Annotated in this window: 15 protein-coding genes (1 of these 15 cut by a window edge); 8 read left to right on the forward strand and 7 right to left on the reverse strand. The window is 60.0% G+C overall.

What is annotated here, in order from left to right:
- Positions 1-7, reverse strand: partial view of an acetate/propionate family kinase gene (locus EOB59_RS15385; RefSeq protein ID WP_128288715.1) — the beginning only. It extends 1,184 nt beyond the left edge of the window; only the first 7 of its 1,191 coding nucleotides appear in the window; it begins with the start codon at positions 5-7; its stop codon lies beyond the left edge, outside the window.
- On the reverse strand, positions 4-2,415 hold the full coding sequence (locus tag EOB59_RS15390; RefSeq protein WP_128288716.1) for a phosphoketolase family protein: 2,412 nt from the start codon (positions 2,413-2,415) through the stop codon (positions 4-6). Before EOB59_RS15390 ends, EOB59_RS15385 begins: the two co-directional genes overlap by 4 nt.
- A gap of 262 nt (positions 2,416-2,677) precedes the next feature.
- Between EOB59_RS15390 and EOB59_RS15395 the strand changes: the two genes are divergently transcribed.
- The 4 genes from EOB59_RS15395 to EOB59_RS15410 all read left to right on the forward strand — a co-directional run bounded on the left by EOB59_RS15395 (position 2,678) and on the right by EOB59_RS15410 (position 5,737).
- A complete protein-coding gene (locus EOB59_RS15395; RefSeq protein ID WP_128288717.1) occupies positions 2,678-4,669 on the forward strand; it encodes a protein-L-isoaspartate(D-aspartate) O-methyltransferase in 1,992 nt (663 codons plus the stop codon).
- A gap of 101 nt (positions 4,670-4,770) precedes the next feature.
- Complete coding sequence (locus EOB59_RS15400; protein WP_013531530.1) at positions 4,771-4,977, forward strand: hypothetical protein; 207 nt, start codon at positions 4,771-4,773, stop codon at positions 4,975-4,977.
- Positions 4,978-5,023: 46 nt separating this feature from the next.
- Positions 5,024-5,494, forward strand: a complete 471-nt coding sequence (locus tag EOB59_RS15405) for a YbhB/YbcL family Raf kinase inhibitor-like protein (RefSeq protein ID WP_128288718.1) — start codon at positions 5,024-5,026, stop codon at positions 5,492-5,494.
- Positions 5,495-5,578: 84 nt separating this feature from the next.
- Positions 5,579-5,737: a hypothetical protein gene (locus EOB59_RS15410; RefSeq protein WP_127268877.1), complete on the forward strand. Its 159-nt coding sequence runs from the start codon at positions 5,579-5,581 to the stop codon at positions 5,735-5,737.
- Between the two features lie 111 nt (positions 5,738-5,848).
- Here EOB59_RS15410 and EOB59_RS15415 read toward each other — a convergent pair whose 3' ends face one another.
- Positions 5,849-6,277: a hypothetical protein gene (locus EOB59_RS15415; RefSeq protein ID WP_127268879.1), complete on the reverse strand. Its 429-nt coding sequence runs from the start codon at positions 6,275-6,277 to the stop codon at positions 5,849-5,851.
- Between the two features lie 191 nt (positions 6,278-6,468).
- On the opposite strand from EOB59_RS15415, the gene EOB59_RS15420 reads away from it, so the two are divergent.
- Positions 6,469-8,370, forward strand: a complete 1,902-nt coding sequence (locus tag EOB59_RS15420; RefSeq protein ID WP_128288719.1) for a DUF4396 domain-containing protein — start codon at positions 6,469-6,471, stop codon at positions 8,368-8,370.
- 56 nt (positions 8,371-8,426) lie between these two features.
- Here EOB59_RS15420 and EOB59_RS15425 read toward each other — a convergent pair whose 3' ends face one another.
- Both EOB59_RS15425 and EOB59_RS15430 read right to left on the reverse strand, forming a co-directional pair.
- Complete coding sequence (locus EOB59_RS15425) at positions 8,427-8,585, reverse strand: hypothetical protein (RefSeq protein WP_081738677.1); 159 nt, start codon at positions 8,583-8,585, stop codon at positions 8,427-8,429.
- Positions 8,586-8,735: 150 nt separating this feature from the next.
- Positions 8,736-8,963: a hypothetical protein gene (locus EOB59_RS15430; RefSeq protein WP_127322665.1), complete on the reverse strand. Its 228-nt coding sequence runs from the start codon at positions 8,961-8,963 to the stop codon at positions 8,736-8,738.
- A 255-nt stretch (positions 8,964-9,218) separates the two neighbouring features.
- On the opposite strand from EOB59_RS15430, the gene EOB59_RS15435 reads away from it, so the two are divergent.
- From EOB59_RS15435 to EOB59_RS15450, 3 genes are all read left to right on the forward strand, one after another.
- Complete coding sequence (locus tag EOB59_RS15435) at positions 9,219-9,614, forward strand: hypothetical protein (RefSeq protein ID WP_127322666.1); 396 nt, start codon at positions 9,219-9,221, stop codon at positions 9,612-9,614.
- 52 nt (positions 9,615-9,666) lie between these two features.
- A complete protein-coding gene (locus tag EOB59_RS15440) occupies positions 9,667-10,857 on the forward strand; it encodes an NADH-quinone oxidoreductase subunit D (protein WP_128288720.1) in 1,191 nt (396 codons plus the stop codon).
- Positions 10,858-11,278: 421 nt separating this feature from the next.
- Positions 11,279-11,464, forward strand: coding sequence for a hypothetical protein (locus EOB59_RS15450; RefSeq protein WP_127271064.1), 186 nt, complete (start codon positions 11,279-11,281; stop codon positions 11,462-11,464).
- A gap of 38 nt (positions 11,465-11,502) precedes the next feature.
- Here the strand turns inward: EOB59_RS15450 and EOB59_RS15455 are convergent, their stop codons facing one another.
- Positions 11,503-12,252 carry a metallophosphoesterase gene (locus EOB59_RS15455; RefSeq protein ID WP_127271062.1) on the reverse strand — a complete coding sequence of 250 codons (750 nt, stop codon included), beginning with the start codon at positions 12,250-12,252 and terminating at the stop codon, positions 11,503-11,505.
- Positions 12,245-13,054, reverse strand: coding sequence for a nucleotidyltransferase family protein (locus EOB59_RS15460; protein ID WP_023812007.1), 810 nt, complete (start codon positions 13,052-13,054; stop codon positions 12,245-12,247). The genes EOB59_RS15455 and EOB59_RS15460 overlap by 8 nt, the downstream gene beginning before the upstream one ends.
- Positions 13,055-13,193: the final 139 nt, after the last annotated feature.

The raw sequence follows: 13,193 nt of genomic DNA on the forward strand, positions 1-13,193 counted from the left end.
GCGTCATTGGCGCGCCTTTGCCGCGCCTTTGTCGGGCCAGCTCCATTTCTGGATTTCGGGCATATCCTCGCCGTGCTCGCGGACATAAGCCCTGTGCTTCACCAACCGGCCGTGGAGTTCGCCGGCAAGCTCTTCGGCCCTTTCGGCCAGTCCCGGCACGCGTTCGATGGCGGCAAGCGCGAGGTGGTAGCGATCGAGTTCGTTGAGCACCACCATGTCGAACGGCGTCGTCGTGGTGCCCTCCTCTCGGAAGCCATGCACATGCATGTTGTCATGGTTGGCGCGACGGTAGGTCAGGCGATGAATGAGATAGGGATAGCCATGATAGGCGAAGATGACAGGCCGTGTCTTCGTGAACAACGCATCGAAGTCTCCATCGGCGAGCCCGTGCGGATGCTCCGTGTTGGACTGCAGCGTCATCAGGTCGACAACATTGACGACACGGATTTTCAGGTCGGGGATCGCAGAGCGCAGAATGTCGGTCGCGGCCAGCGTTTCCAGGGTCGGCACGTCGCCGGCGCAGGCCATGACCACGTCGGGCTCCTCGCCCTGAGCAACCGTACCGGCCCATTCCCAGATGCCCGCCCCCGCCTTGCAATGCGCTTCGGCTTCTTCAATGGACAGCCATTGCGGTGCCGGCTGCTTGCCTGCGGTAATGACATTGATGCGGTTATAGGTTCTCAGGCAATGATCGGTGATCCACAGCAGGGTGTTGGCATCCGGCGGAAAATAGAGCCTTACCGTATCAGCCTTCTTGTTGGCGACCAGATCGGCAAAGCCCGGATCCTGATGGCTGAAACCATTGTGATCCTGCCGCCAGACATGCGAGGTCAAAAGGTAATTGAGCGAGGCGATCGGCTTGCGCCAGGCAAGCTCGCCGGAGGTCTTCAACCATTTGGCATGCTGGTTGACCATCGAATCGACGATGTGGATGAAGGCCTCATAGCAGGAGAACAGGCCGTGGCGGCCGGTGAGCAGATAGCCTTCAAGCCAGCCCTGGCAGAGGTGCTCGCTGAGTACCTCCATGACACGTCCGTCACGGGAAAGATGGACGTCGTAGGGTTCAATGCGCTGCATCCAGAGCCGATCGGTAACTTCGAACACCTCGTCGAGGCGGTTGGATGACGTCTCGTCCGGCCCCATCAGGCGAAAATTCCGCGCCTCGGCATTGAGGCGGAACACCTCGCGAAGATAGCTTCCGCAAATCCGCGTCGCTTCAGCGATGACGCCTCCCGGACGAGGCACTTCCAGCGCCAGGCTTTTCCAGTCGGGAAGCACAAGATCGCGCTTCAACAGTCCGCCATTCGCGTACGGGCTTGCGCCCATGCGCTTTGTCCCTGTTGGGGCAAGTGCCGCGAGTTCTGGCAACAGGTGCCCGCTTTCATCGAACAGCTCTCCCGGTTCGTAGCTTCGCATCCAGTTTTCGAGGATCTTGCGGTGGCCCTCATTTCCGCGTGCGTTCGACACCGGCACTTGATGCGAGCGCCAGAAACCCTCGACCTTCTCGCCATCGACCTCCTTGGGACCTGTCCATCCCTTGGGGCTGCGCAGCACGATCATCGGCCATTGCGGGCGTTGACCATCCCATCCCGGAGCCCGTGCCTGTTCCTGAATGGACCGGGTGCGATCGAGCACCGTGTCGAGTGTCGCGGCCATCGACTGGTGCATGGCAAGCGGCTCGTGGCCTTCGACGAAGAACGGTTCGTAGCCATAGCCGGCGAAAAGATTTCGCAACTCCTGATCGTCCATGCGGCCGAGGATTGTCGGATTGGCGATCTTGTAGCCGTTGAGATGCAGGATCGGCAGGACGGCGCCGTCCGAGGCTGGGTTCAGGAACTTGTTGGAATGCCATGCCGCCGCGAGCGGACCGGTCTCGGCTTCACCGTCACCAACGACGCAGGCAACCACCAGATCCGGGTTGTCGAAAGCCGCACCAAAGGCGTGAACCAACGCATATCCCAATTCACCACCCTCATGGATGGAGCCTGGCGTCTCGGGCGCGGCATGGCTTGGCACGCCGCCGGGGAAGGAAAACTGCCGGAACAGTTTCCTGAGGCCGTCTTCGCCCTGCCCGATATCGGGATAGACCTCGCTATAGGTGCCCTCGAGCCAGGTGTTGGCGACCATTGCGGGGCCGCCATGGCCCGGCCCGCAGATAAACAGAGCATCGAGGTCGCGTTCGCGTATGACGCGGTTCAGATGCACGTAGAGAAAGTTCAGCCCCGGCGTCGTGCCCCAATGGCCAAGCAGCCGCGGCTTGACGTGTTCGGCCTTCAACGGTTCGCGCAACAGCGGATTGTCGAGCAGATAGATCTGGCCGACCGAGATGTAATTCGCGGCGCGCCAGTAGCGGTCCATGAGGTCGATCCGTTCGTGGCCGATAGCCTGCGGCGTCGCGGCAGCCTTGTCGTTCATCGACATCTCCAGCTTCGGTTCGCTGGTGATAACTGGGGCATCTTTGCGCTTGAGCAACCCCCGACTGTCGCGTTCGGGTCGGCATCACGACCCACGCGGCCGAGAGACCGGACGCCATCTCGGCCGGGTTTGCGGCCCTGTCCGCAAATAGGCGGGAACCTTGAAGTCCTCCGGCGGTTAGAAACTGGAATCGCGAAGGCCAGGCTCAAGGCAGGTACCGCGAAGGATAGCCTCGAAGCGTTGCACCAAAGGGAGCTAAAAGATGCTCGATCTTCCTCGTGCCCGTGATCGAATGGTCAATATCCATGTCGGCCGGCGTGGCATTAATGACCGCGAGATTCTGCAGGCAATGCGCGAAGTTCCACGCGAGGCCTTCGTCGAACCCGGCTTCGAGGAATTTGCTTACGAAGACACGCCGCTGCCGATCGCCGATGGCCAGACCATATCGCAACCCTACATTGTCGCGTTCATGATCGAGATGGCGGATGTCAAACCGGGTGACCATGTGCTCGAAATTGGCACCGGCTCGGGATACGCGGCCGCGGTGATGAGCCGGATCGTCGAACAGGTCTACACGATAGAGCGTCATCCCGGTTTGGCCGAAACGGCGAAGCGGCGGTTTGAAAAACTCGGCTACCAAAACATCGAGGTTCGGACAGGCGATGGCACCAAGGGCTGGCCGCAGGCGGCGCCGTTCGACGCCATCGTGGTGACAGCCAGTGGTCCCGGCGCACCGCTCGCCCTTCAGGAGCAACTCGATGTCGGCGGCAGGCTCGTCATTCCGGTCGGCGACGACCCGGATTTGCAACGCCTGCTCAAAGTCACCCGGACAGGCGCCGCAACCTATAGCGAGGAGGATTTCGGCGGCGTGCGCTTCGTCCCTCTGATCGGCGAGCAGGGTTGGTCGGAAAACGGCACGGCCACCGACGTTGGTCGTCCGCTTCGACATCCCCATCCGATCAGCCTGCCTGATATGATCGCGGCCGCGGCCGAACCCCTGCCCGATTTCGACGATCCGGCCTTCGGCGAATTGTTCGATCGGTTCGCCGACCGGCGCATTGTTCTGCTTGGCGAGGCAAGCCATGGCACGTCCGAATTCTACAGGGCGCGCGCGGCGATCACCCGCAGGCTCATCGAACGCCACGGCTTCACCATCGTCGCGGTCGAGGCAGACTGGCCCGACGCGGCGGCGATCGACCGCTATGTTCGCCATCGTCGGCCGCGAACCGGCACTGGCGCGCCATTCCAGCGATTTCCGACCTGGATGTGGCGCAACACCGATGTCGCGGCCTTCACCGACTGGATGCGCCGTCACAACGAGAAGCTAGAGCCTTCGGCGCAAGCAGGGTTCTACGGCCTCGACATCTACAATATGAGCGGTTCCATCGGCGCGGTCCTCGATTATCTCGACCGGGTCGATCCCCAGGCAGCCAAGATCGCGCGCGAACGCTATGGCTGCCTGACGCCCTGGCAACACGAACCGTCCACCTACGGCCGCGCGGTGCTCACCGCCGGCTATCAAAAATGCGAAAAAGCGGTGCTGGAACAATGCCGGGACTTGCTCGCCAAACAGCTCGAATATGCAAAAAGGGACGGCACCGACTTTCTCGACGCCAGTCAGAATGCCCGGCTGATCGCGTCCGCCGAACACTATTACCGGATCATGTACTATGGCGGCGCGGAGTCCTGGAACCTGCGCGACACGCACATGTTCGAAACGTTGGAACATTTGCTGCATGCCGGCGGCCCCAACGCCAAGGCCGTGGTGTGGGCGCACAATTCCCATATCGGCGATGCCCGCTTTACCGAGATGGGCGTCGTCAGGGACGAACTGAACATCGGCCAGCTCTGCCGGCAGCGTTTCGGGGATGAGGCAGCGCTGATCGGTATGGGCACGCATTCCGGCACTGTAGCGGCCGCCAGCGACTGGGACGGCAAAATGGAGGTGAAGCAAATCCGCGCGTCGCACGCCGACAGCTACGAACGGCTCTGCCACGATTCCCTTGTGTCGCGGTTCCTGCTCGACCTCGGGCGCGACACAACGCTGCGTGAGCGGCTGCTGGAACGCAGGCTGGAGCGATTCATCGGGGTGATCTACCGGCCGGAAACCGAGCTGGGCAGCCACTATGCCGACGCTTCCCTGCCCCGGCAGTTCGACGCGTTCCTATGGTTCGACAAAACCGCGGCAGTGACGCCGCTTGGCCCGGAGCATGCAAGAACCGGCGTTCCCGACACTTACCCGTTCGGGCTTTAGCCGGCGCGCGGCGAACCAATGAAGAAGCTGAGGCGTGGAACCGGAACGAACTATCCGGTCTGCGATTTCAAAACTGCAATCCCCGTTGAAGGAGTTTTCTCATGACCGGAACCAAACATCCGAAATGGAAGAAACCGAGCGATGCCGACTTGGCGAACAATCCTGGTATCGGGACTTCCAAGGGAACGATCAAGGAAGGCGAAGAGTTCGAGCTTGAAGGCGAGAACACGGTCGAAGGTGACGTCGAAAACGACACGACCGCCGCTGGCGGGATCGATCCAAGACAAAAAATGCGGACTAACAAATAGCTGCCCTGCGCGTCGCTGCGATCAACTTCGCCTGAAGGAGCGAACCATGCCACTTGCCCTTAGCAGTGCCGCCTTTGCCGAAGGCGGACGAATTCCCGAAAGATACACACGAGACGGCAAAAACGTATCGCCGCCGCTGAAATGGTCTGGAGTGCCGGACGAAGCAAAGAGCCTCGTTCTCGTCGTTCAGGATCCTGACGCGCCGAGCGGAACGTTTGGTCATTGGGCGGTGTTCAACATCTCCCCGGACACGAGGGAACTTCCCGAGGCCGAAAGCGGCAAGCCGGGTCCGGGCGCCCTCAGGCAAGCAACGAATGATTTTGGCAACGCCTATTACGACGGCCCTGAACCGCCGGTCGGACATGGCGTTCACCATTACCATTTCCGGCTGGCCGCGCTCGACACGCCGAGCCTTGCCATTCCAGCCAGCGTGGGCATCGAGCGCATCTGGCGGGAGGCGCAGAAACATTCGCTTGAGCAGGCTGAACTCATCGGAACCTACGAACGCAATTCGTAAGTTAATGACCAGGGGCGACCGAGGTGGCCTGCTGCACGGAACGGTTCTCCTCCTCGCCGGTTGTCTGGGAAAGGAGATGCCGCCATGTTTGGAGATATCATGTGGTTGGTCGTCGTTGCCGGCGGCCCATTGCTGCTGATCGTGCTGATGGCCTATGCCGTTATCGCACGCCGTCGGCGTGGACCCGCCGAACAACGGGAGAGCGACCGGGCGACCAACCGGCTGTACCAGGACAAGCGTTGATCCGCGTCGGCAAGACAATCCGATTGGCAAGACATCCAATCGGCAAGACATCCAATCGGCAAGACAGGGGATCGTATGCCGCACCGAAGCGACGACGATCCCCAACTACGGTCAGCGCATTATCCTTTGCCGCAACCACGCAAAGAACCTGCCGCTGATGGCTGAGCGGACCCGCGTCGCAGCCCAGCGCGCTTTCATGGTTGAGCCGACGTGGCAATCGCAGACGATGTCGTGCAGCTGCCAGTCGTTCAGCTCGAAAAAGCGCCTTGCCTCACCGTATGTGTCGTCCTTTAAACCCGATGCGCGCAGCACTGGATCCTCGAAGGCGACCGAAATTGCCGTTCCCTCGCCCCGCATCAATGAACGTGCTTCAGGGTGCAGATGTTCGGTGCCTGCAAACGCCCCAAGGCATCGCTCGGGATTACGCTCCAGCAGTTCAGCCCAGCGCTCTATGCGCTGATTTCGTGTCATGGCGGAATAAGCAGCCGACGATTCAATCTTGGCGACGGCATGCAGTTGGTCGAGTGTTTGATGTTTCATGGCCAGCTCCTGTTGAGGCAGCGAAGCGCCCACGCCTTCAAGGGAATTACCGCGCGTTAATGCTTCGACAAGAGCGCCAGGCTGGAGAATTCGACACAACCGGATTGGGCCGGCGGGATCATAAACACGCCGGCTGCGTTCATCGACGGGGGCGCTTGTGACAAGCCACTGATCCGCGACGGGATGCATCCATGTTCATCCAGCCAATCGACTATTTCCTTGCCGTCTGGTTCGCTCTTGCCGCCGCCTCGACGCTTTATGTCGGCTTCGATCAATACCGCAACAATCCCGAACCGGTGGTGATGAAATGGGGCTTCATCCTGGTGACCCTCTATATGGGTCCATTGGGGCTGCTGCTTTATGTGCTTGCAGACAAGGAGCCACGTCCAGGCGAGCATGAAGACTTCACCAGGCCGCTGTGGAAACAGGGGGTCGGCTCGACCATCCACTGCGTTGCCGGCGATGCGACCGGCATCATTCTCGCCGCAGTCATCACGGCAACGCTTGGCCTGCCGATGTGGCTCGACCTCATCGTCGAATATCTGGCGGGCTTTGCCTTCGGCCTGTTCATCTTCCAATCGCTGTTCATGAAATCGATGATGGGCGGCACCTACTGGGAGAACGTGCGCAAGAGCTTCTTGCCCGAGTTCATCTCGATGAATTTCATGATGGCCGGCATGGCGCCCGTCATGAGCTTTCTGATGATGGGACGCGACATGCGCGCCATGGAGCCGACCGAGCTTTTGTTCTGGGGCGTGATGTCGATCGGCGTCATCGCCGGCTTCACGCTCGCCTATCCGGCCAATGTCTGGCTGGTCGCGCGCGGGCTGAAGCACGGATTGATGACGCAGCGCCCGCAGGCGAACGAAACGAGCAGTGGAGAGCCGACCGCCCACCAACAGCACGCTACGCATCACCCCAACGCCGGCGACGATCGACGAAGCCGCAACACCTCCCACAAGTCCAAACGCAGCGGCCATCAGATGGAGACGGACGCTACGACGCCGCAGATTGCGGCCCTCGGTATTGTGTCGGTGTTGGCGTTGGCGATCGGCATGGCCGCGCCGGCGAACTGGCTGAACCTGACGCTTTCGGCGCGTGACGTCGGCGGCGCGATCATGCCGCAAGGCATGATCATGGATCGCGACACGCCGGCGGAATCCATGCGTGACATGGCTGCAACCGATCCGCGTCGCGTTACCTCGTCCTATGGTCTTGCCGCCAAGGGCGACCAGGAACTGCCATTCCGTCTAGAGAACGGCGTCAAGGTGTTCGAGCTCAGTCCATCGGTGGTCCGCTGGCAGATCCTGCCCAACGTCGCGGTCGACGCCTATGCCTACAATGGCCAGATTCCCGGTCCGCGCATCCACATTCGCCAGGGCGATAAGGTTCGCATCGACGTCACCAACGACCTGCCCGAGGAAACCACGGTGCATTGGCACGGCATGATCCTGCCGAACCAGATGGATGGACCTGCCGAGATCACCCAGCCGCCGATCGAGCCTGGACAATCCTATTCCTATGCGTTCACCGCGACCCAGCACGGGACCTATTTCTATCATCCGCATGCCAAGCCGGACCGCACCCAGGCGCTGGGGCTTTATGGGGCGCTGATTATCGATCCCGCCAATCCTGCCGACGAGGTTCCGGCTGACCACGACTATGTCATCGAACTTCAGGAATGGCTGGTGCGCGATGGGCTGACTTATCCGTCGATGCCCATGGAAGGCGGCATGCCGAACTTCTTCACCATCAACGGCAAAGCCTATCCCGCAACCGACACCATTCCTATGAAGGTGGGCGAGACGCTGAAGGTGCGTTTCATCGGCACCAACAACGGCTTCGTCCATCCAATGCATATCCATGGCGGACCCTTCGAGGTCGTCGCCCGTGACGGTGAGACGCTTTCTCCCTCGGCACGCTTCCTAGCTGATACCATCAATGTCGGACCGGGACAGCGCTATGACGTCTTGTGGAAGGCGCTGCGTCCCGGCAAGTGGCTCATTCACTGCCACATCCCGCATCACACGACGAACAACAATGTCGAGGAGAAGGGCGGCGGCGGGCTGATGGTAGTCATCGAGGTCGGCTAGATCTGCCAACCCCTTGCGAATTTGCCGATGTCATCTGGAGGCCGCGTCGTTGCCAGCTACTTCTTGATAATGGTTCCGTTGCGCAAGTCGAATGCCTCGGTACCGCGAGCCTGGCGGTAGAAATCGTCCTGCAATTCGCCCCACTCGCCGAGAAAGGCGCCGCAATTGCTGCAATGAATTGGCGTCGATTCCTTGGCGTTGTCGGGAATGTCCATTTGGATAGTCCCACAAGCCTTGCAATCGAGTTTGTCGTCCAGCCGTCGTCCCATTTCCCAATGATTGCGCATTTTCGGCCATGAGCCAATTGTCGATTTCGTACCAAATCGCTTCAACCACCGGTGAGTCCTCCCGCCATGGCTCATCGGTCAATCGCGAGAGTCAAAAAGGACGGCCAGCCCCAGTTCCCGTGCCAACTCGACGATCGTCTCCATCAACTCATCGTCTGTATCCTGCAAATAAGGCGCGTCGCTGCGAGCGGCCTCTATCGCCGCTTTGACCGAAACGATGTCGCCGTATCGCGCACTTCGAAGCTCCTCTGCCAGAAACGCCTTGGCGGTACCGACAGGTCTTATTGCCCATCTGGCGATGCTCATGCGGCTCCCTCCCATGGTCACCTCTGCTTTATTTTGATCCTCTCCAAGGTGCAGATCAATCGATGGTACGATTCCGTACGCAACCGCTCAGCCGGTTGGGAGACAGCCATATGACGTCGTCTGGGCCATGGTTCGTTCGGCGTTTCCCCAGGGTGGGTCGACGCGAAATTGCCCAGTGTGACCAGCCACGCGGGAACCATCGCTCAGCATGGGGGTTTCCTTCAAAATCTCCCTCGAAGGATGCAAGGAGCGACCATGCGCATGTTGACGATAGCTGTCGCACTTTCCGGGGCGGTCATCATTCAGCCCGTCTACGCCCAAACTGTTGGACCGCAGCTTCCCCAGGTGACGCCACCGCAGGGCGAAGTGCAACCGGAGCAGGCGCTGCCAGATCCAGGCTCTGCTGATTTGAATTTCACCGGCGTTGCCATTGTCGCCGTCGAGGATCTGCCTGACGAAATCAAGGCGCAGGCGGATGCCGTGATCAATCAGACCAGCGCCGAAGATTTGCTACGCCTGCAAAACTCAGTCGATGCTTCGCCTCAAGCGACATCGGCCTTGAGGGCGAATGGGCTCAATTCCTCGCAGGTTGTCGCTGCAAACATAGATGGCGATGGCACCCTGACGCTGATCATTCAGACGACGACTTGAGGCGCCGAACCATTCGCATCACGCCTTGCCTCGACAGTCGCGGAGAGCAGCAATGGTCGAAGCCGCCGTTCGCAACTTCACCATCAATTTCGGGCCCCAGCATCCCTCGGCCCACGGTGTTCTTCGGCTGGTGCTCGAACTGGACGGCGAGATCGTCGAGCGTGCCGATCCGCATATTGGCTTACTGCATCGCGGCACCGAAAAGCTCATAGAGCACAAAAACTATTTGCAAGCGCTGCCCTATTTCGACCGGCTCGACTATGTCGCGCCGATGAACCAGGAGCATGCGTTCTGCCTCGCTGCCGAAAGACTGCTCGAAATCACCGTTCCAAAGCGTGGACAACTCGTCCGTGTTCTTTTTTGCGAAATCGGCCGGCTTCTGTCGCATCTCCTCAATGTCACGACGCAGGCAATGGATATCGGCGCGCTGACGCCGCCGCTTTGGGGGTTTGCGGAGCGGGAAAAGCTGATGGTTTTTTACGAGCGCGCCTCCGGCGCCCGCATGCATGCGAATTATTTCAGAATCGGCGGCGTGCACCAGGATATGCCTCCGAAGCTTCTCGACGACATCTGGGCTTTCTGCGATCCGTTCCTCAAAGTCTGTGACAACCTCGACGAATTGCTCACCGGCAGCCGTATCTTCAAGCAGCGCAATGTCGATGTGGGCGTAATCGGGCTGGAGGATGCCTGGGCCTGGGGATTTTCCGGCGTGATGGTACGCGGATCGGGCGCCGCATGGGATTTGCGCAAGGCACAGCCATACGAATGTTACCCGGACATGGATTTCGACATTCCCGTCGGAAAGAACGGAGACTGCTATGACCGCTACCTGGTCCGCATGGAGGAGATGCGCCAGTCGGTGCGGATCATGAAGCAATGCCTGGAAAAACTGCGGTCACCCGAAGGCCAGGGGCCGGTCGCGCTTCCAAACCAGAAGATCACGCCGCCGCGGCGCGCCACGATGAAACGCTCGATGGAGGCGACCATCCAGCATTTCAAACTTTATACCGAGGGGCATCGCGTGCCGGCCGGAGAAGTCTACGCCGCGGTTGAAGCGCCAAAGGGAGAATTCGGTGTTTATCTGGTTTCCGACGGGGGCAATGTCCCTTACCGGTGCAAGATACGCGCGCCATCCTTCGCCCATCTGCAGGCGATGGATTTCCTGTCTCGAGGGCACATGATCGCCGACGTTGCCGCCATCATCGGATCGCTCGACATCGTGTTTGGCGAGATTGATCGTTAGCCGTCCGAAGGTGTGCTTTGCCCCGCGATGAAGGTGTGCTTTGCCCCGCGATAAAGAAACTCCCCTTCGTCCTACGCGTGGATGGGAGGCTCTTCATTCTCGTCGGGATTGGGCAGCGGGGTCTCGTCCGGGAGCCTTTCCGGTTCGGGTTCCTCGATCGGCTCGGGCTTCCATGTTGGAGGGGGCACGGGAACATCGCGATTTGGGTCTGGCTGTCTTGGCTGTGGCATCGAACTATCTCCGTTCAGTCGGAACAACTCGTGCGCCGTGGCATGGTTCCTGGCAGAATCCAGCGAGATCGTTACGCCCTCGGGACACGAGTATGTTGGTCCGCCCAGGTGAAGGCGCAAAAGTTGCAGATCGTTCGGAACCGGTCGGATTTTCGAGCCGTTGTCGTCGACAGGGATCAAGGAGAAGCGCGATGAAGGACAAGGAAGGAAATATCGACCATACATTGCCGCAGGTCGCCATCGACGATCAGCAGGTGCGACAACTGGCGGCCACGACCGATTTGCCGTCCAGGCAGGCTCGCGAACTGGTGCGCCGTCACGGCAACGACCCCCGGAAGCTGGAAGAGTTGGCGAAATCGATCAACGCCACCAATTGAGTCAAGGCCAATGGACACCACGGCGCATGCCGCTGGCGTCAGATTTCGAGCAAGGCGTAGGGGCGGCCGCTTGGCTTGGCCACATGCATGGCGACGTTGTAGACCTTGGCTCCGCCAGGTGTTTGACCTTCGTAAGAACCGCGATGTGCATGACCGTGCACGACAGCACTAACCTGGAATCGATCGATCGTCTCCGCCAGGCGTGAAGAGCCCAGAAATGGAAATATCTCCGGCGGTTCTCCCGCGACTGTGTCGGCAATTGGCGCGTAGTGGAGGATCACCAGTGTGCGCTTCGCCCGCACCTGGCGCATCGCATTTTCAAGTCGCATTGCCTCGTTCACGCTTTCCGCGACCATCGTCTTGATCGCCGGTTCACCGAATGAGCCGAGCATGCGTGAGCCGAAGCCGCCTATGAATCCCTTCACGCCGACAAAACCCACCTCCTCGATTTCAACTGCCTGCCCGTCGAGGAGATGAACATGCGCCTGGCGCAGGATCTTCGTGACGTCTTCCACCGCACCAGACTCGTAGTCATGATTGCCGAGCACCGCCACGACCGGGATCGAGCAGTTGCGCAGATCCTCGGCCAGCATCTCCGCTTCACGAGGCTTGCCGAGATTGGTCAGATCTCCCGTGAGAACGAGAATGTCGGCTTCGCTCGATATCTCGCCGAAGAGGTCGCGATACGAGGTTTGCGCATCTTCCCGCACATGGAGATCCCCGACCGCGGCAACTTTGAGCGCGCGTGCGCCCTCCTTGGGCGCGCTGCTCTTGACGGGATCAGCCATCACGGAATTCTCCCACACCACCGACGCCGGCGAAGCCCCATTCCTTGACGTCGATTTCGTAATCGGTTTGCGAAAGCAGCCGCCCACGGCAGATCTTCATCCTTGGAGACGGCAACTGCCGTTGCTTGGCGAGGCGGTCGAGCAATTCATCGAGCAGCCACGCCGGGATATGATCGCGCTCGCTCGGATAGATCCACCTGAAATTGATAAGCTGCATCAACAGAACCTCCCAGTGAACCTCCAGATAAGAAAGCAGCCGGTGCCAATCGATCTGATCGCCCGCCTTGAGAATCGTATGAGCGATATCGGCGCCATCGTGTCGCCCTCTGTCCTGGATAAAGCATTTGGACCAGATGAGTTCGGTCGGGCCGATGATCCGCACCCTGCTGCCCAACAGCTCTGTTTGGCGGGCGTGTTCCAGCCACAGGTCGCCAACAGGCACCGTGCCGTTAGCCGAGCCGAATATGACGTCGAAGAAATGCGTGCCCTTGAACACCTTGCCGAGCCACCGGTCATCCTCGATTTCGACGGCATATCCAAGCTGCTTGAAATGGGCCAGGATCCGCGCGTAGTCGCCTGCCTTGCAGAAGATATCGAGGTCCTTGGTCTGGCGGGTGACACCCGTATAAGCGCTTACCGCGTAGGTCCCGGCGACCAGAAAGGGTATGTCGGTGGCGGTAAGCTCACGGATTGCTTCCGTGTAAAATACCTCCGCCTCGGCATTTTTGAGCGTCGGCGCCGCTTTTGCATCGATCTTGGGAAGCGAGACCAGAACGTTTTCAGGCAATGGACCATTGGTCATGAAACGATGACTCCGAATCCGGCAACCGGCAGTCGCCCGCTGTGGTAACAACGTGAACCTCGCCTGGTTCCGCTATCAGGCGACCAGCCAAGGTTCATTCTCGTCACGTACTGGAAATTTCGGGATCGCGCCTGCCGAC

The organism is Mesorhizobium sp. M7A.F.Ca.MR.176.00.0.0 (genome assembly GCF_004023165.1).
GTDB lineage: Bacteria > Pseudomonadota > Alphaproteobacteria > Rhizobiales > Rhizobiaceae > Mesorhizobium.